This window comes from Luteibacter aegosomaticola (assembly GCF_023078475.1).
Classification (GTDB): Bacteria; Pseudomonadota; Gammaproteobacteria; order Xanthomonadales; family Rhodanobacteraceae; genus Luteibacter; species Luteibacter aegosomaticola.
Genome location: NZ_CP095741.1, coordinates 2,717,365 through 2,735,470, shown reverse-complemented (window position 1 = coordinate 2,735,470; position 18,106 = coordinate 2,717,365). Strand labels below are relative to the sequence as shown.

Sequence of the window (18,106 nt, the reverse complement as noted above, 5' to 3'; positions counted from 1 at the left end):
GGCAGGGCGGGAATAAAACATGGCCGCGGATGATCTAGGTCTGCATGGGCACCCTGTCGGTGCCGTGCACCCGAGGTCCTTGCCATGTCCACGCCAGCCCAGATCTTGCCCAGCATCGTGACCACTCGGTCGACGTCCTATTCCAGGGTCGCTATCGCGATGCACTGGAGCATCGCCCTGTTGATCTTTCTCAACATCGGCCTGGGATTCTTCATGGAGACGTTCCCGAAGACCGCGCCGGGCCATGACCAGGTGCTTTTCTACCATGCCTCGTTCGGCACTCTGATTTTCGGCCTGGCCGTATTCCGGCTGTTCTGGCGTGCGACGCACCAGCCGCCGGCGCTCCCTGCATCCATTCCCTCCTGGCAGCGACGGGCTGCCCACGGCCTGCATTGGCTGCTTTACACGCTGATGTTCGTCGTGCCGTTGACCGGTTACCTGCATCGGATGGCGGGAGGGCACCCGGTCAGCTTCTTCGGGCTGGGGAACCTTCCTGTGCTGATCGGCAAGGACGAGCCTTTGCGCCTGCTTACCGATACCCTCCATGTCACCCTGGTCTGGGTGCTTTGCATCCTCGTCGTCGGCCATATCGGGGCGGCGTTGAAGCACCGGTTTATCGACCGTGACGGGGTTATCCAGCGGATGCTGGGCGGCGTATAACGGGGTGGCCATGGGAATCCAGCACACATGATGGCGACGGGCAACCGCGCGGTGGTCGACGATCTGGCATTACGCCATCTCGATGCTGCCTACAACCTGGGCCGTTGGCTGCTAGGTAACGAGCAGGATGCGGCGGACGCTGTGCATGACGCCTACCTCCGTGCCGCCCGTGCCTGCGATACCTATGCCGGTGGCAACGCGCGGGCATGGTGGCTGGCCATCGTCCGGAACTGCTGCCTCGCTCGTCTGGCGTTGCGCAACAAGGAAAAGGCCAACGTTGCGATTGATGACAATCCCGTTGCTGCCGAGCGGCTCATGCCGCACGACGAGAGCGGTGGGGTCGAAGACCAGGTGGATGGAGCGATTCGCCGGCGCCAGATGGCGATGCACCTGGATCGCCTGCCGGCCATGTTTCGAGAGGTACTCATCTTGCGTGAAATCGAAGAACTGTCCTATCGCGAGATCGCGGACGTTCTGGAAGCGCCCATCGGCACGGTCATGTCCCGACTCGCGCGTGGGCGCGCGCTGCTGCAGAAAGCGCTGACTGACGATGGCACCGTGGAGGCACCGCATGGACTGTAAGACGGCTGCGGAGCTCGTGCCGCTGTACTTCGATGGGGAACTGGATCGCGCGACAAGCCGCGAGGTGGAGGCGCATCTGGATACGTGCGCGGATTGCCAGGCGGCGCTCATCGAACTCGATGCATTACGCCGGGCGCTTCGCCACGATGTGCCGCGATTCAGCGCGCCCGACACGCTTCGGCGGCGGGTCGCCGAGAGCGCCACCGTCGCGATGCCGCCGTCGAGTGATCGCCGTGGGTCGTCCAGGCGGCGGACCTGGCTGGCCCTGGCCGCCTCATGGGTGCTGGCGTTCACGGCGGGTGGCTTCACGCTGGGTATGTGGAATCAGGTCGCCTCATCCGGCCATGCCGAATCCCAGCTGGATCGTGACCTTTTCGCCAGCCACTGGCGTGCATTGGCTGCGGCATCGCCCATCGATGTCGTGTCGACTGACCAGCACACCGTGAAACCCTGGTTCGCCGGCAAGGTAGCAACGGCGCCCGTCGTGCGCGATTTTGCTGCACAGGGATACGCACTCATGGGGGGGCGGGTGGATTACGTGGGCAATGAACGCGTTCCCGTCCTGGTCTATCGCCACGGGAAACACCTGATCGATGTCTTTGTACTACCCGGACCGGTAACACATGAGGGTCATGAGGCCGTGCAAATGCAGGGATATTCCCTCGAAAACGCTAACCTTGGCGGGCAAAAGGCCATCATCGTGTCCGATATGGATCGTGATGAATTGCTGCATTTCCGCGATCTGCTGAATTCGGTGACGTAAGCCCCATTAGGTGACAGAGCCCGCAAATTCGGCATATTGGTTCCGGTACGATCAGCCCATGTTCAAGTCAACTCCCATGCAAAACATGGCCGCTAGCTTGTGACAACGCGGTCGCCGTCCCGAGTCAGGCAGTTAGGTGCGTTATTGATTGCCTTGATGGGTATCAATCTCGCGGCAGTGGCGCCGACCCGCCCCAACGTCATGGTGATGCTGGGCATGCTTCTGATGTGCTGGAATCTTGCATTCACGCCCGGGGCACCGATCGGCTTGCGGCTGGTTGAGGTGTACGCCATGGCCAAGCGCGGAGAGCTGCGTACCTCGCTCACATCCAAATTGGTGGTGCTCGCAGGCATGGTGCTTGTGGTGGCGGGCGTCTACGGGAACATCATGGCCGGCTTTTGACTTCAGGCCAGTTCACCGTGCGATGCGCGATCCATCCAGTGCGCGGGCCGTTGCATCGCCCACTCGATCTCGCGGGCCAGCGGATCGGAGATCGTTGCGCCGGTGCGGATATCGTCCAGCACGCCAGGGTCGATGCCTAAGGCCTGGGCCAGGGCTTTCCATTGCGTGATGCCGTCCGCCCTTAACTCCGCGACGAGAAGACGAAGGTTTCGGCGTCGAATGACTTGTACGGCGTCGACCGGCATTGCGCTCGTTCCCAAGGGGTCCCGGCACAGCTTTTCCAACCTGCGACGCCGCGGATGCGCAAATTCGGTAGAGGGCAAGCGGCCGTCATGCGGCGGCTTCTTCGACGGGGCCGCGTGCCACCTGGCGGCGCCACGCGCCAGGGCTAACACCGACGTGTTTGCCGAATACCCGGGTGAAGTGCGCCTGGTCGGCAAAACCGGTCGCGACGGCGATATCCGCCAGCGGCCGGTCGGTACCCCGGATGAGCTCCATGGCCAGTTCGATCCGTCGCGTGGAGAGCCAACGGTGCGGGCTGGTGCCCATGGTCGTGGTAAACGCGCGTAATAGGCCGCTTTCGGACAGGCAGCATTCGCGCGCGAGGTCCTTGAGGCTGATGCCGTCGCTGATGTGCGCGTGGAGCAGTTCCTGGGCCCGCCGCCTTTGCCAGGGCGCAAGGCCCAGCCGCGTGCGCGGCTGGATGAGTTGCCCGCCGCCGTAGCGGACGGCCACGTGCGCACGAAGCGCGAGGAGGGCATGGTCTACCAGTAGGCGGTCGTCAGCGTAGCCATCGATCAGCTGGCGATGCATGCATTCTGCGATGGCGCGTGTCACGTGATCAGCGACGAATACCTCGCCCGGGGGAACGAGACGCGTGATGGGCTCGCGGCAGGCTTCATCGCTGAACTCGCGTAGAGCCTCTCGCGGAATGAAGAAATGCATCGCTTCAAACGGATCGGCGAAGTACGCCTGGGGATGCGCAGTGAGATCGACCAGGCAGGTACTGCCGGCCTCGATGGCGCCTGCGTAAATCGTTTGGCCGTCCATCCGTAGCTCATGCCGGGCCAGCGCCCTGAGCTGCACGACCACCATGAACGCATCGGCTGCTGCGTGCGGCTCGCTGAGGCCGAAGCCATGTTGTTCGTGGCGCAGCGACGTCGCTGCCAGCGTATGGCCGCCATGGGTGGTGCTCGCGCGAAACAGGGCGGCGGGTTGCCCGTAGGCGCGGCCGAGAAGCGGCCCATAGACACCGGATGGCATGGCTCGGCTCCCATGGCGAAGCACGTCGGCAGCCAAGCCTAGGGGGCACTTCAGCGGGGGCCAACTACCCGAACGGGTGAATCGTCAGAGGTCGATGAAGCCGTGTTCCATACCGATGCGCACGGCGTGGGCACGATCCTTCGCGGAGAGCTTCTCAAGGATGCGCTTCATGCGTGATTTGATGGCGTCCTCGGAGACATAGAGGGCTTGCGCGATCTCGCGGTTGGTCATGCCTTGGGCAACATGGCGCAGGACACGTGCTTCACGCTCGGTCAGCGGCTCCCGCTGCGTAGCGGTTGGGGTGCCGGTCACCATGGTGCCGGTAGCCATCGCGCGGACGGCTGCGATGATGTCGTCCAGGGGCGCGGATTTAAGCAGGTACGCGGAAGCACCGGCCGCCATCGCGCGTGCGCGGTGGCCATCGCCTTCGAAGGTGGTGAGCACGATGAGCGCCGCGGCCGGTGCGCGGGCGCGCAGTTGCGTGAGCGCCGCGAGGCCATCGGTGCCCGGCATTTGCAGGTCGAGAAGCGTGACATCCGGCGCCAGTGCTTCGTGCAAGCGGAGGCATTCGGCGCCGTCGCAGGCCTCGCCGACGACATCGATATCGGGTTCCCGGTGGAAAGCGGCGCGCAGCCCTTCGCGCATCGCCGGATGGTCATCGGCGATCAGGACGCGGGTGGCGAGCGTGGTGCGGGAGGCATCCATGGCCGCGATGGTCGCATGGGTCCTTGCGCAGGAAAAGGTTCGAGTCTCAAAGAACGCTATTTTCAGGCAAGATCTTTGCGTACCCTTTGCGGTGTCCTATGAAGGGTGGCGCCGCCCGGCGATGGCGGATGGTTTACGGGCGGAGCGCATGCGTTTGAAATCCTGGGTGGCCGGTTGGGTGTTGGTGGCCTCCGCGTGGGCGGCTGGCGCCATGGCGGGGCCTATCCCGCTGTCCCGCTTCGAACATACGGCCTTCACCCGTCGCGACGGCGCGCCGACGGAAGTGGATGGCATCGCCCAGACCCGTGATGGCTATCTCTGGTTCGGCAGCGACCGTGGCCTGTTCTTTTTCGATGGCGTACGGTTCAGGCAGTTCATCCCCGCAAAGGGCGAGCACCTCCTGGCCATCTCGACGAACCGGCTTTTCGCCCGGCCGGATGGGAGCCTCGTCATCGACTATGCCGCGGACCGGCTGTCTATCCTCAAAGATGGCCACCTGACGCATGTCGATGCGTTGCCGGGGTTGCGTGAGGCGGTGACGTCGCAGCTTGCGGCCGGCAAGGGGTCGGATGTCTGGCTTGCGGACCGGCGTGCCCTGGCGGTGCTGCGCGGCACGCAATCCCGGATCGTGTTCCGCTTCACTGGTGGTGCGCCGTTGGATGCGTTCACGGTCGACCGCGATAGCGGCGATGTCTGGATAGCCCGCGCCGGGCGGCTCTGGGTCCTGCGGGCTGGCGAGGGAGAGCCCGTGGACATCGCGCCGGCACCGGCGGAGACCTTCGGGCTGGCCTTGATCCGGCCGGGTTGGTTGTTTGTTCGCGCGCGCGACAAGAAGATCTGGCGCTTTCGCATGGACGGCCCGCACCTGGTGCCGCTCGGTCCGGTCGATGGTTTCGCGGGCGATGTGATCCCCGATCGGTATGGCGGTATATGGCTGCCTGACCTTGGCGATGGCGTGCACCGGCTGGAGGCACCTGACGTGCCGGGGGCGAACGAGGAAACCTTCGGCTCGCGCGACGGCTTCAGTGGCGACTATGCCTATCGCGGCATGGAAGATAGCGAAGGCAACGTCTGGATCTGTACGCAAAGCGGCGTCGACCGGTTCCGTGTCACGCCGTTTGCGCCGCTGCCTGTGCCGCGGGGTGCCCACTCCCTGAGCATCATGCCGGGGCAAGGTCGCGATGTCTGGATAGGCAGCGAGAACAACCCGCTCCTGCGCTGGGATGGCCGGCAACTCTTGCCGACGCCCGCACCACGCTTTGCCATGTCCATGTTCTGGGATGGAAAGGCGGCCTGGACGGCCACGCGCGGTGAGCTGTGGCGGATGGATGGCGAAGGCGCCGTACGCGCCGGCGGACTGGATGGCGGCTTGTTCCCCATCGCCATGGCACGCGAAACCTCCGGGCGCACGTGGTTCGTGGTGCTGAAGGGCAAGGCGTCGGTACAGGTGCTGGATGGCGGTGTTCTGGCGCCGGCTGATCTGTCGATGAAGGCGGCCGCCGTGGCGCTTGCACCGGATGGCGCGATCTGGGTGGGTGGCGCGAACAATGCGCTGGTGCGGATCGATGGCCAGGTGCACCGCGCGTTCGGCGTGGCCGATGGCCTCGCGATCGGCACGGTCCGCGCCCTGGCCTGGCGCGATGGCGAATTGTGGATCGCGGGCCTGGGGGGTGTTCAAGTCCTGCGGCAGGGCCGCTTCCGGACGTTGACCGTGGCGGGCGCTGTGTTGAGCGACGCGACGGGGATCGCGTTCGACGCGGGTGGCAACCTCTGGGTGCATGGGCTGAATGGCCTGGTGCGGCTTTCGCCGCGCCTTCTGGGGCCGCTTGCAAACACGCCGCTCCCGGGCGACATCCGGACATTCGATGCACTCGATGGCGTCGAGGGGCTGCCATCCGATGTTCGCTCGCTACCGTCGTTGAAGGTAGGTGGGGATGGCCGGCTTTGGGTGCAGAACCTTAGTAACGCTGCCAGCATCGATCCCATGCATTTGCCTGCCGAGATGCTTCCGCCGCCCGCGCGGATCCTGTCGGTGCATTCGAAAGGGAGTGATGCCGTGGCCAACGGTGCCGCGAACCTCGGCCCGGGCATGCGCGATCTCGAAATCATGTACACCTCGCCCGTCCTCGGCGTTCCCGAGCGCGCGCGTTTCCGTTATCGCCTGGATGGGTTCGATGACGCCTGGCAGGATGCAGCGAGTCGCCGGGCGGCGTACTACACCAACCTGCCGCCGGGTGAATACACCTTCCACGTGCAGGCGGGTAACGACGCTGGCGATTGGAACACCCGCAGCGCCAGCTTCCATGTGAGCGTGGCGCCCGCCTGGTACCAGACAGGATGGTTCGCGTTGCTCGTTGTCCTGGCCGTGGCCATCGTCGTCTATACCTTGCACCGTTGGCGCGTCGGCCAGGTGGCGCGGCAGTGGCGTATTCGTCTCGATGAGCGGACGGCCGTGGCGCGCGACCTGCACGACACGATCCTGCAGGGCGCGCAGGGTACGGCACTGCAACTGCAGGCGATGGCCGGTGATGTCGCGGACGCTACCTTGCGGGCGCGCCTGGTGCGCGTCGCGGAACTTGCACGCGAGACGGCCAGTGAGAGCCGTGCGCGGCTCGATGACCTGCGCGCCCATGGTGAGGATGACCGGTTTCCGGCTGCTGCGCTCATTGATCTTGGCCAGCGGCTCTCGCGCCAGGAAACGATCGCGTTCGTGTCGTCGGTGAGCGGTACGGTGGTCGAGATGGAAGGTGGCGCGGGTCGCGAAGTTCGTTCCGCGATCGCCGAGATGCTGATCAACGCTTTCACCCATGCGCAGGGAACCCGGGTTGAACTGGCGATCGACTACGGGCGGCGATTCCATGCATCCGTGGCCGATAACGGCGTAGGCATGAAAGATGCCGTGGCGGCCGCGGGGCAGCGTGACGGCCACTTCGGCCTGCCTGGATTACGCGAGCGCACCAGGCGCCTTGGTGGGCGGTTGTCGTGGGTACGGCCCGAGGGCGGAGGTACGCGGGTGTCGCTTTCGGTTCCGCGGCGGCGCCTGTACGCGCGCTCCACCGTTCTGGCGCCCGTCGTGGCGTGGCTAAAACGGTGGGCCGGGGCGTTGCGGCGCCCGTGATCGGCGCAGAATCGGCAACGCCAAACGATCCCGGCGACGTGCCTTGTTATCTTCGCGAGAACGTCAGGGCGCTCGTTCCTGCAATGGTCACGCAGCGCTGACGCCGGCCGGGGTCAGATGACCTGGACAGCGCGACGTGAGGGCGGGATGCATGGGTATGAGCGACACGAAGGCATTCGATGTGGAAGTGGCGGACCTGATTCGCCTGGCGGGACCCTGCGCTCAGCGCGAAGGGGTGGTCATTGCCGATGCGTCAGGCGAGATCGTTTACGCCTGCGAACAGGCGATCGCCATCCTGGGTATCGTGCGTATCGGTGCGGGCGTTGACGACTACAGCGTCATGCATGGCATCTTCACCGAGGAAGGGCGTCCCTACCCATCCTCGGATCTGCCGCTCGCGCGCGCCATCCTCTATCGAAAGACGACGCGCGACGAGCGAATGCTCTTGCGACGGCCCGACGGCATGATCCACCTGATGGGGGTCTCCGCGCGACCGCTCTTCGATGATGCGAGGAAGCAGGTCGGTGCCGCCGCGTTCGTACGCATCCTCGCGCGTTAGCCGCCGGTGTTGGCTGGCGGTACGAACGCGCTTAGTGGCTTGACGTACGGGCCGCTCCAGTCGGTATCGAAGATGCGGCCCAGCGGCTTTGCGAGGGGCCCGTGGATGAAGAGCGACGCGTCGACCGTGCTTTCGAAATAGCTCCAGCTCCAGTTACCGGTGCCGACGAAGCCCAGCTCGTCGTCGACGATGGCGTATTTGGCGTGCTCCACGCGCGCATAGGGGATAGGGCCGGAGGCTGCCTGCGGGACGGTCGAGTACCGCACCTCGATCCCCGGCATCACCGCGAGGCTCCGCAGGTAGGCCAGGTCGTTGCCGCGTAGCGCCCAGTCGGCGACGATGATCTGCACCTTTACGCCACGTGCCGCCGCGGCGCGAATCGCGAGATCAAGCGTGCCCCAGTAGCCCTTTGGTCCAAAGTCCTTGAGCGCGGAAAGCGTCATCACCTGGATGCGGATACGGTCGTGCGCCTGGTCCAGCATTTTGGCGAGTGCGGGCGCTTCGGTGGTTAGCCACGCAGGTTGCATGGCGGCGGGGCTGAAGGCGGGAAAGACGGTGCTCGGCGCGTCGCCGGTGTTGATCACCACCGGAGCCAGCTCCGTCGCGGGCACAAAGGCCGGTGGCGGGACCCGCGGGGCGGCGATGCGCGCATCGGACGGTTTCGCCGCCAGCGCCCAGAGGTGTTCGAATTCCGCCTGGAACGTCGCGCCCATGCGCGGCTCCGTGATGCGCACGCCCACTTCGTGGATGTGCTGGATCGCTCGCCAGTCCCAGTTCTGGCTGCCGACGAAGACGTCGCGCCCATCGACTTCCATGAACTTCACGTGCAGCACGCCACCGGTGATGTCCTTCACCGGCATCTGCCGGATCGTGATGCCTTGCGCGTCTTTCAGCGCATCGATGGCGGGCTGGCTCTCGTGCATGAAGCTGCTGTCGACGAGCAGGTTCACCTTGATGCCTTGCTTTGCCCGTGCGACGAGTGCATCGATGACGGGGGCGAGCGCGCCGCCGGGCGGATTGCTCAGGTAGAACGCGGCGATATCGATATGGTCTTTCGCATCGTGGATCATCGATAGCCACGTGGGTGCCGTGCGTGCGGTATCGGGGAGCCCGTAGTTCGTGCCCTCGGGAACGCTTTCGACCCAGGTGAACGGCGCGGGCGTCACCGGCGTCTTTGCCGCGCTGCCGAGGGGTAGCAGGCTGGCGAGGAGGGCGAATCCAAGTGCTAGCGAGCGTGCGTGCACGTGGGGGCGGGCGAAAAACGAATGCATGGTGCGGATCCTGGCGGATAGGCGTTGAACGCAAGAAAAAACGGGACTAGCAGCGGTCGGTAGGTGTCATGTAACTTATGTTATAACATAACATCAAGACGTCCCCTCCCTGATGAAAGCGCTTCCCCTGGTGTTCCCCTTCCTCCTTGCCGCGCTGCCCATTGCAGCCCACGCCGAAGCCCGGCAACTCGGCCCGCATGTCCACGGCCAGGCCAGCGTCAACATCGCCGTGGAGGCGAGCACGATGGATGTCCAGGTGAGCCTGCCCGGGCACGATGCCGTCGGCTTCGAGCATCCGCCGGGAACGCCGGCAGAGCAAGCAGCGGTGGATAAGGCAACGGCGTCGCTCAACGCGGCTGCCTGGCTGGTGCCTGCGCCCGCGGCGGATTGCACGCTCGCCCTGGCCCGCGTTTCCCCGCACGGGTTCGGCGGTGCGACCGAGGCGGGTGGCCACGCCGATTTCGATGCGAGCTATCACTTTACCTGCCGCCGGATGGATCGGCTCGACCAGCTGGATGTCCGGCTCGCGTCGGCGTTTCCGTCGGTGGCGAAGGTGGTGGTGAGCCTCATCACGGCGGCAGGAAGTAGCCAGCAGGTGCTCGAGGGTGGCGTGAGTCACGTGGGTGTGCCGCAATGAAGAGCGCAGCGGTATCGCCGCTCGTCCGGGTTCGCTCCGCGTCGCATGCCTGGCCGGGTGCCGGCGCGGCGATAGCGCTCCATGACTTCGAGCTGGCCGCCGGTGAGCGCGTGTTCCTGTGCGGGCCGAGCGGGAGTGGCAAAAGCACGGTGCTCGGCATGCTTTCGGGCGTGCTTGCGCCAGCGACCGGTGATGTCAGCATCCTGGGTACGTCGTTCACCGGCATGGGCGCGCGGGCACGCGACCGCTTCCGTGCGAGGCATCTGGGCTACATCTTCCAGCAGTTCAATCTCTTGCCGTTTCTCTCGCCGGTGGAGAATGTCCTGCTTGGTTGCGCATGGTCCGCCGAACGCAGCCGACGTGCCGGCGCCACGCGCACGCTCATGACGGAGGAGGCGATGCGTCTCCTAGGGGCGCTCGGCCTCGGCGAAAAGACCGTGTCGCGTGCGCGTACGGGCGACCTCAGCGTTGGCCAGCAGCAACGTGTGGCTGCCGCGCGCGCGCTTATCGGCGGCCCTGAGCTGTTGCTTGCCGACGAGCCGACCTCGGCGCTTGATGCAGGCAACCGTGACGGCTTTCTTCGCCTGCTCCTGGCAGAGTGCGCGCGGCATGGTACGGGCGTGGTGTTCGTCAGCCATGACCTCGCGCTCGCCGCACATTTCGAGCGAAGCATCACGCTCGGCGCGGTGGAGGCCTGAGCCATGAAGCTGCTCTCCCTCACACTGAAAAGCCTGCGGCAGCGGAAGGCAGGCGTCGCGCTCACGGTATTCACCGTGGCGCTGAGCGTCTTCCTGTTGCTGGGGGTGGAGCGCGTACGCACCGACGCGCGCCAGGGTTTCGCCAGTACCGTCTCTGGCACGGACCTGCTCGTGGGTGCGCGTAGCGGTCCGGTGACGCTGCTGCTGTATTCGATCTTCCACGTGGGCGAAGCCACCAACAACATCACATGGAAAAGCTACCAGGCCATTCGTGCCATGCCGGAGGTGGCCTGGACGGTGCCGCTTTCGTTGGGTGATTCGCATCGTGGCTTCCGCGTAACCGGTACCACGGCGGACTTCTTTACGCATTACCACTACGGGCGTGGCAATGCGCTCGCGTTTACTTCGGGCAAGCCCTTCGCGGATCTCTACGATGCCGTGATCGGCGCTGAGGTGGCGCGGCAGCTCCACTACAAGGTGGGTGACCGCATCGTGCTTTCCCATGGCCTGGGTGGGCCGAATCTCGCTTCGCATGCCGACAAGCCGTTCCGCATCAGTGGGGTCGTGGCGCCCACCGGAACCCCGGTGGACGCGACCATTGCGGTCAGCCTGGAGGCGATCGAAGCGATTCACGTGGACTGGCGCTCCGGTATGCGGCTCCCTGGACTGGAGGCGTCGGCGGACGAGGCGCGGCGCATGGATTTGACGCCGAAGGCCATTACGGCGGCGCTCGTCGGTTTGCATTCGCGACTTTCCGCGTTCGCGGTGCAGGGTGCGATCAATGACTACGACGAGGAGCCGTTGCTGGCCGTGCTGCCCGGCGTGGCACTGGGCGAGTTGTGGCACCTCATTGGTACTGCTGAGAACGCCTTGCGCGTGGTGAGTGGCATGGTGTTGCTGGTGGGCATGTCAGGCATGTTGACGGCGTTGCTGGGCATGCTCGGCGAGCGGCGGCGCGAGATGGCCGTGCTGCGTGCGCTCGGCGCATCGACGCGTACGGTGTTTTCGTTACTGGTGATGGAAAGCACGCTCTTGACGATCGCGGGCATGCTGGCCGGCGTGATCCTGCTGGATGCGACGACGGCGCTGGCCCACGACTACCTGTTGGCGGTGGCCGGGCTGGTGATCGATGAAACGCCGGCGCCTGGTGAAGGGGTGTTGCTCCTTGTGGTGCTCGCGCTGGGTTCCCTCGCTGGTTGCATTCCTGGCTGGGTGGCGTACCGGCGGTCGCTTGCCGACGGCTTGCAGGTGCGGCTGTGATGATCGTCCGCAACGTCATCATCGCGGTGGTCGTCGTTACCCTTGTGGCATGCGGCCAGTCACCCGGGGCACCCGATGCCGCGCCGGCGGCAAGTGCCACAACGGCCCTCGCCAGTGCCCAGGCGAAGGCCGATGCGACCCGCGCGGCGCGTGCGAAAGCGCAGGCCGATGGCATCGTCGCAGCACGTGCGTTCGCTGCGGCGCATGGCTCGCCCAAGGCCGCGGCGCCCAAGGGGGCCGGGTTGCTCGGTGCTGCCGACGCGGACGGCTATGCTGATCTCGACTGGAGCCACATGATGCCCCCTGAGGACATCAAGCTGCTCCGGGATGCGCCCCCCGTGCTGCACGTTGGCAACCAGCGCATGAAGCAGATCGGTACGTTGCATACGGTCGCCGCGCTGGATAACCAGAAAGTCAAACTTTCCGGTTACGTCGTGCCCCTGGAATCCGATAACGACGGCAAGATGATCGAGTTCTTCTTCGTGCCGTTCTACGGGGCGTGCATCCACGTGCCGCCACCGCCGCCGAACATGTTGATCCATGTCAGGCTGGCGCATGGCATCGACACACCCAGCCTCTACGACCCGCTGACGCTGAAGGGTGTGCTGCACACCGAGGTGACGCAGAACGCGATGGCATCATCCGCTTACGCGATGGACGATGCCGCGCTCGGTGCTTACAAGGATCCGGATACGGACCGGCTCCGGCAGGCGTTCGAATGAAGCGCGGGAGGGTATGGGTCGTGCTGGCCGTTGTCGTGGGTGCTGCCGTCTGGTTGGTTGTCGGCATGCGCGCGCCATCGGATCCGGTGACAGCGCCTGCCGCGCGTGTCGATGCGCCGTCGCTTTTGCCGTCGCCGGCTTCGTCCACCGTGCTGGCGTCTGGCGCCGAAGCGCTCCGGCTCGGCCAGCGCATGCGCGATGATGAAGGCGTCGCCAACGATGTCGTCTTCCTCTTCGTGGCAGCGCTTCGTGGGCGCTGCGAGCCGGCGCGTGCCCACGATCTTCCGCGCATGGCCGTGCTGGCGCACGTTCCCGCGCTGTCGGCCGGTGGTGGCGAAGGTGCGTCACCTGGCTTTCGCCGCGATGTGTCACATGTCGTCAACGATCTCGCGCATCGCGCGCCGTGTAGCGGTGCGCTCGTGATCCAGGTGGGCGGCTATACGGTGTCGCTGGTGCCAGCGACGTATGCCGAGGCGTTTCCTGATAGCTACTTCGACCCTGGTCTTTCCCTGGTGCCGCCTGAGTTCAACGGCGCTTCGCTGGCGGATCGCGTCACCGATGCCTGCACCAGTGTCGCTTATGCAGCCTTGCCGCTCGATGCAGCGCGTGCATGGCAATGCGCGGGGCTTCGCGCGGGTGCCCGCAACCACATCCTTGCCGTCTGCCGCAGCGAAGGGGCCAGCCCCGATAAGGCGGCAGCCGATATCCAGCATCTTCTGGGCAGCCTGCCTGCCACGTGCCAGTAATCATGCCCTCCCTGACTCTTGATCTGATCTTTTCCTCCCTTGCGCTGGCGGCGACGTCGCTGTCGTCGCGTGCGGTCGTCTGGTTGCCCTCGGAAGGCCGACAGCGGTGGCTGCCGTGGTTCCAGGCCCTCGCCGTAGGGCTCCTGCTCGGTGACGCCTTCCAGCATGTGCTGCCGCATGCGCTCGAGGGCGGTGGCGAGGTGGAGCGCGCTCTTATGGTGACGGGGCTTGGCGTTGTGAGCCTCCTGCTCGTTGAGTTCGCCATGCGCTCGACCGCGGGAGATCTTTCGCCAGGCCTGCCGGTGGCGCGGGTGACGTTGCTGGGTGATTTCATCCACCACGCCGTGGACGGCATGATCCTGGCGGGAGCGTTCGCGGCGGGCGCCGCACCGGGTTATGCGGCGCTGGTGGCGATCGCTTTGCACGAGGTGCCGCGAGAAATGAGCAGTGCCGGCGTGCTGGTGGCGATGGGGTATACGCCCGCGCGAGCTTTCATGCTTTCGGTGGCCATGGCCGCCGCCGTTCCGTTGGCGGCGCTGGGCGTGATGGCTCTTTCGCTCGATGCTCGCGCATCGTCGCTGGTATCCGCTTTCTCCGCGGGCACCATTATCTACGTCGCACTGGCCGATATCCTTCCAGGCGTGTGGGCCCGCGCGGCGGGCAGGGCGCGCATCGCGCCCGTGCTGGGCGCCTTGGGTGGCATGCTCTTCATGGCCTTGCTTGCGCAGGGCGAGCACCACCACTGACTTGACTGAAACTATCAGGATCGTGCCCTGCATTGACTGATCCTGCGCAGCCTGCAGCGTATTTGTGCAAAACGCTTCGCAGCCGACAGGCGATTTGCTTTACTGCACGCTGAGGTGGCAGGACAGAATTCAGGCGTGGTCAAAGGTTTGGTTTTTCGGTGCGTACCGTTCGTGGCCCTGGTCATGGCGGGACGCCTGCTCGCATCGGGCGCGCCCGTGGAGCCCATCGGTCTTTCCCAATGGCACCATTCGGTGGTCATGCCGGGAGGCGAGCCGGTGGGCTATATCTCGGCGCTGGCGCAGGATCGCGATGGCTTTCTCTGGCTGTCGACCATCGGTGGCAGGCTGCTTCGCTTCGACGGCCAGGAGCTTAACGAGCCCTTCGCCGAGCAACTCAAGCCATTCCAGGCACCCGTGCTGGTCCTGTTGGGGCCGCACGGCGAAAGCTCCGATATATGGGTGGGGCACCGGCGTGGTGGCGCCACGCATATCGTCAATGGCGTCGCGACCCACTACGAGGGAGGCGCGCTCCCCGCCGGCTCGGTGTTCGTCCTGCAGCGTGATCGTCGCGGTGTGGTGTGGGCGGTCACGCCGTTGGGCGTCGCACGTTTCGTAGACGGAAGTTGGCAGCCGCTTCCGGCCTCGTTCGGCTGGAGCAAGCCGCACCCGGAAAGCCTGGTGATCGAATCGGCGACGGGCGATGTGTACGTCAAGGATGCCGAGCAGGGCGCGCTCGTGTCACGCCGCGGGGAGGCGCCATTCCAGCCGGTGTCGCGCAGCGATTTTGACCGTGCGAACGCCGGCCTGCCGCCGGGCGTGCCGTGGAGCCTGGCGCCGGAGGATGATGGCCCGGGCCGGTTCGCCCCTGATGGTGCGTTCTGGTATGGGCCCACCGAAGGCATCGATCACTATCGCTGGTCCACCGGGACGCCAGCGGGGGTGCCGGATATCCGCGAGCACATGGGGTTCGCGGATGGCCTGTCGGGCGTGCAGGTGATGGATATCCTCGCCGATCGCGAGGGCGATGTGTGGCTGGCCACCGAGAAGGGACTCGATCGGTTCCGGCGTACGCACTTCACGCCGGTAGCGTTCGATAGTCCGATGGGCGGTGCGATCCTCCTGCCAATGCCTGATGGCTCGGTGTGGGTCGCGAACAAGCGGCAGCCTCCGTATCTGTACGCCCATGGCAAGCTGACGCGGGTCGATGCGCTGAAGGATGGCGTATCGGCGGTAACCCTGATGTCGGACGGCTCGGTGATGTTTGCCGGGATGAATGGCTTGCGCCGCTGGCATGGCGGCGAGGTGACGTTCCTGCCGGTGCCACCGCTGCTTGAGCACGCTGGTACACGTTTCAAGCAGGTCCTGGAGGACAGTGACGGTAGCCTGTGGATCACCGTGGCGACCTTCGGGCTGTATCACGTGAGCGACGGCAAGTGGGTGCGCATGAACGGCAGCGATGGCTTGCCCGATGCGTCGCCCCTGCTGATGCAGCGCTTGCCGGGTGGGCACGTTGGCTTCGCGTTTGCCGATGGGCAGTTGCTATCGATGGTTGATGGACGCGCCCGGCCCATGCCTGGTAGCGGCCATCTGGATGTCGGCGCGCCGCTCGTTTGGTTGATCGACGGCGAGGATATGTGGCTCGGCGGTAGCAGCGGGCTGGCGCATATCAGCCACGGCGTTCCGCGTATCTTGAGGCGTGCCGGCCAGGCGTCCTACAACGGCGTCACCGGGCTCGCCCGCGACGCGACGGGTTCCGTGTGGGTGTTCGACCACGATGGCGTGGACCGGGTCGTGGCCAGTGCGGATCCCGCGGCGGACGGGCGCAGCCTCCTGCATATCGCGCCGGGCGAGGGCATCAGCGAGAACTCCGGCGTATCGGCGTCGTCGTCACTCGTGCTCGATCGCTCTGGCATGGTGTGGGTCGCGAGCAGTGATAGCGTCGCCACGCTCGATCCTTCGCATCCGGTGACGAATGCCATCAAGCCCAGGGTAGTCGTCGAAGGCTTGTCGACCGATCAGCAGATGCACCCCGTCGGGCCGCATGACGTGGTGCCGGCACTGACCCACACGGTACGCATTGACTACACCGCGGCCATGTTGCGCTGGCCCGAGCGTACCCGCTTCGAGTACTGGATGAGCGGCGTCGATGACACCTGGCAGCGGGCGGGCACGCGACGGAGTGCCTACTACACCAACCTCTCGCCAGGCCGTTATACCTTCCGCGTCCGCGCGTTCAATGAGGATGGCGTAGGAAGCGAGATCGATGCCGTATACGCATTCCGCGTCGCGCCTGCCTGGTATCAGATGGCGTTGTTCCGCGGCCTGGCGGTGCTGCTCATCGTGGCGCTCGCATGGTTCGCTTACGTTTACCGCGTGCGTGAGCTCACGCGTCGCATGCGCATCCGTACCGATGAGAGGGAGCGGATCGCCCGTGATCTGCATGACACCTTACTGCAGGGCTTCCAGGGGCTGGTCCTGCGTTTCCAGGCGATACGTCAGCACGTTGAGTCCGAGAAGGCGCGCGACATGATCGATCGCGCGTTGGCGCGGGCGGACGATGTGCTGATTGAAGGTCGCGACAAGGTGACGGCATTGCGCGGTACCGGCGATGCCTTCGGCTCAAGGGATCTTGTCGAGGCGCTGGAGGCGGTGGGTGCGGAGCGCGCCGACCTGAGTACGGCGGCTTTCCGTGTCGTTCGCTTCGGTCGGGCGCGCGAACTTTCGGCCGATGCGCTTGAGAACGTGCTAGCCATCGGGCGCGAGGCTGCGCTCAACGCGTTCCAGCATGCTGCGGCCAGCACGGTCACGGTCGAAGTGCGTTACGGCTTCACCTCGCTCGCGGTTCGCGTCGTAGATAACGGGCACGGATTCGATCCCGCCAGCGAACGGGATGGCCACTGGGGCCTGCGCGGCATGGGCGAGCGTGCACGTGGCCTGGGTGCCGAGTTCTTCATCCGCTCGGCGCCGGGTGAGGGCGCCGAGGTGAGCGTGCGCGTGAAGGCGGCCCGCGCCTATCTCTAATCGTCGACTGCGTACGCATGGGCGTGTTTCAGCGAGGGACAGGCCGGCGGGTGCCCGCCGGGGCCGCCGCATGCGATCAGTGCGGACGACGCCATCCATGCCGCGGTGTCGAACGCGGTGTGCGAGCCGACGGGTGGCGATTTCAAGCCCATGCGCCGTAACGCATCGCGCAGCACATGGATGCGGCCCATCCGGCGGGTGGCCGTCGTGTTGTACGTGAAGCTGACCGTCCTGGAAGCTTCCTGGCTCGTCTCCACCATGTGTGGGCTGGTCAGCGGCATGTAGACGCCCGTGCCCGGTTTGAGGTGGAACACATGAGCGCGCTCGCGGAAGGCCTCCTGCCAGTGCGCCCGGCTCAGGTCGTGGCGTGCGTGGAAATCATCGCGGACCAGGTCGTCCAGCGTGGCGCGGTCCGTGGGATCCCACACGTAGACGGTTTTCGTGCCGTGGACCTGCAGTAGCAGGACGTGGCTGCGGTCGATATGAAACGGTGTACACGTGTTGGGCGACGCAGAAAAGATCCATCCCGCCCGGTAGTACACGCCGGGATCCACGCGCTCGATCCGGTCGATGATCGGTTCGAACGCCTGATCGACCAGTGTGCGGTACATGGGGTCGGCCTGGATGTGGCGGAGCAGTACCCACGATTTCGCGTCTTCAATGGCGCCGAGTGATGCCACGGCCGACTGGCCCGAGGGATACATGGCCGCGGCGGTATCGAAATCCGTGCCCGGCTGCACGCCGCTGGCAAAGCTGTACCAGCGGTTGGTTCCGCGGCATCGTCGGCCCAGTTCGACCAGCGCGTCGCGTTGCAGGAGCGGATGGTCCGTGAAGGTATGCGTGAGTGGCGTGACACGCATGGGGTCGAACTCATCCCACGCGAGCGAGATCAGTGGAGCATTGGCGGATGTCATGGGCGGTCACCGTTCGGGGCTACGCAACGTGTGCGTATG

At 65.6% G+C, this 18,106-nt stretch carries 18 protein-coding genes; 13 read left to right on the top strand and 5 right to left on the bottom strand.

The window, feature by feature from the left end:
• The first annotated feature begins 84 nt into the window (after nt 1–84).
• The 4 genes from L2Y96_RS11950 (at nt 85) to L2Y96_RS11935 (ending at nt 2,407) form a co-directional block, all read left to right on the top strand.
• Complete coding sequence (locus L2Y96_RS11950) at nt 85–660, top strand: cytochrome b (protein ID WP_247325844.1); 576 nt, start codon at nt 85–87, stop codon at nt 658–660.
• 27 nt (nt 661–687) lie between these two features.
• Complete coding sequence (locus L2Y96_RS11945) at nt 688–1,242, top strand: sigma-70 family RNA polymerase sigma factor (RefSeq protein WP_247325842.1); 555 nt, start codon at nt 688–690, stop codon at nt 1,240–1,242.
• A complete protein-coding gene (locus tag L2Y96_RS11940) occupies nt 1,232–2,005 on the top strand; it encodes an anti-sigma factor family protein (RefSeq protein ID WP_247325841.1) in 774 nt (257 codons plus the stop codon). The genes L2Y96_RS11945 and L2Y96_RS11940 overlap by 11 nt, the downstream gene beginning before the upstream one ends.
• A 156-nt stretch (nt 2,006–2,161) precedes the next feature.
• Nucleotides 2,162–2,407, top strand: coding sequence for a hypothetical protein (locus L2Y96_RS11935; RefSeq protein ID WP_247325840.1), 246 nt, complete (start codon nt 2,162–2,164; stop codon nt 2,405–2,407).
• A 2-nt stretch (nt 2,408–2,409) separates the two neighbouring features.
• On the opposite strand, the gene L2Y96_RS11930 is transcribed toward L2Y96_RS11935, so the two are convergent.
• The 3 genes from L2Y96_RS11930 to L2Y96_RS11920 all read right to left on the bottom strand — a co-directional run bounded on the left by L2Y96_RS11930 (nt 2,410) and on the right by L2Y96_RS11920 (nt 4,375).
• Nucleotides 2,410–2,652: a hypothetical protein gene (locus tag L2Y96_RS11930; RefSeq protein ID WP_247325838.1), complete on the bottom strand. Its 243-nt coding sequence runs from the start codon at nt 2,650–2,652 to the stop codon at nt 2,410–2,412.
• 85 nt (nt 2,653–2,737) lie between these two features.
• A complete protein-coding gene (locus tag L2Y96_RS11925; protein WP_247325836.1) occupies nt 2,738–3,670 on the bottom strand; it encodes a helix-turn-helix domain-containing protein in 933 nt (310 codons plus the stop codon).
• A gap of 84 nt (nt 3,671–3,754) precedes the next feature.
• Nucleotides 3,755–4,375 carry a response regulator transcription factor gene (locus L2Y96_RS11920; protein WP_247325834.1) on the bottom strand — a complete coding sequence of 207 codons (621 nt, stop codon included), beginning with the start codon at nt 4,373–4,375 and terminating at the stop codon, nt 3,755–3,757.
• A 148-nt stretch (nt 4,376–4,523) separates the two neighbouring features.
• Here L2Y96_RS11920 and L2Y96_RS11915 point away from each other — a divergent pair, with 148 nt between their 5' ends.
• Complete coding sequence (locus tag L2Y96_RS11915; RefSeq protein ID WP_247325832.1) at nt 4,524–7,493, top strand: sensor histidine kinase; 2,970 nt, start codon at nt 4,524–4,526, stop codon at nt 7,491–7,493.
• Between the two features lie 157 nt (nt 7,494–7,650).
• Nucleotides 7,651–8,052, top strand: a complete 402-nt coding sequence (locus tag L2Y96_RS11910; protein ID WP_247325830.1) for a PAS domain-containing protein — start codon at nt 7,651–7,653, stop codon at nt 8,050–8,052.
• On the opposite strand, the gene L2Y96_RS11905 is transcribed toward L2Y96_RS11910, so the two are convergent.
• Nucleotides 8,049–9,323 carry a phospholipase D-like domain-containing protein gene (locus tag L2Y96_RS11905; protein WP_247325829.1) on the bottom strand — a complete coding sequence of 425 codons (1,275 nt, stop codon included), beginning with the start codon at nt 9,321–9,323 and terminating at the stop codon, nt 8,049–8,051. The two genes, L2Y96_RS11910 and L2Y96_RS11905, sit on opposite strands and share 4 nt — an antisense overlap.
• A gap of 112 nt (nt 9,324–9,435) precedes the next feature.
• Between L2Y96_RS11905 and L2Y96_RS11900 the strand changes: the two genes are divergently transcribed.
• The 7 genes from L2Y96_RS11900 (at nt 9,436) to L2Y96_RS11870 (ending at nt 17,153) form a co-directional block, all read left to right on the top strand.
• Nucleotides 9,436–9,960, top strand: coding sequence for a ZrgA family zinc uptake protein (locus L2Y96_RS11900; protein ID WP_247325826.1), 525 nt, complete (start codon nt 9,436–9,438; stop codon nt 9,958–9,960).
• Nucleotides 9,957–10,658: an ABC transporter ATP-binding protein gene (locus tag L2Y96_RS11895; RefSeq protein WP_247325824.1), complete on the top strand. Its 702-nt coding sequence runs from the start codon at nt 9,957–9,959 to the stop codon at nt 10,656–10,658. The genes L2Y96_RS11900 and L2Y96_RS11895 overlap by 4 nt, the downstream gene beginning before the upstream one ends.
• 3 nt (nt 10,659–10,661) lie before the next feature.
• Nucleotides 10,662–11,918, top strand: coding sequence for an ABC transporter permease (locus L2Y96_RS11890; RefSeq protein WP_247325822.1), 1,257 nt, complete (start codon nt 10,662–10,664; stop codon nt 11,916–11,918).
• Entirely contained in the window at nt 11,918–12,640 is a 723-nt protein-coding gene (locus tag L2Y96_RS11885; protein WP_247325819.1) for a DUF3299 domain-containing protein, read from the top strand. The genes L2Y96_RS11890 and L2Y96_RS11885 overlap by 1 nt, the downstream gene beginning before the upstream one ends.
• Complete coding sequence (locus tag L2Y96_RS11880; protein ID WP_247325817.1) at nt 12,637–13,386, top strand: hypothetical protein; 750 nt, start codon at nt 12,637–12,639, stop codon at nt 13,384–13,386. Before L2Y96_RS11885 ends, L2Y96_RS11880 begins: the two co-directional genes overlap by 4 nt.
• A gap of 2 nt (nt 13,387–13,388) precedes the next feature.
• Nucleotides 13,389–14,132, top strand: a complete 744-nt coding sequence (locus L2Y96_RS11875; RefSeq protein ID WP_247325815.1) for a ZIP family metal transporter — start codon at nt 13,389–13,391, stop codon at nt 14,130–14,132.
• A gap of 183 nt (nt 14,133–14,315) precedes the next feature.
• Entirely contained in the window at nt 14,316–17,153 is a 2,838-nt protein-coding gene (locus tag L2Y96_RS11870; RefSeq protein ID WP_247325812.1) for a sensor histidine kinase, read from the top strand.
• Here the strand turns inward: L2Y96_RS11870 and L2Y96_RS11865 are convergent.
• Nucleotides 17,150–18,067 (bottom strand): JmjC domain-containing protein, encoded by a 918-nt coding sequence (locus L2Y96_RS11865; RefSeq protein WP_247325809.1) that lies wholly within the window; start codon nt 18,065–18,067, stop codon nt 17,150–17,152. The two genes, L2Y96_RS11870 and L2Y96_RS11865, sit on opposite strands and share 4 nt — an antisense overlap.
• Between the last annotated feature and the right edge of the window lie 39 nt (nt 18,068–18,106).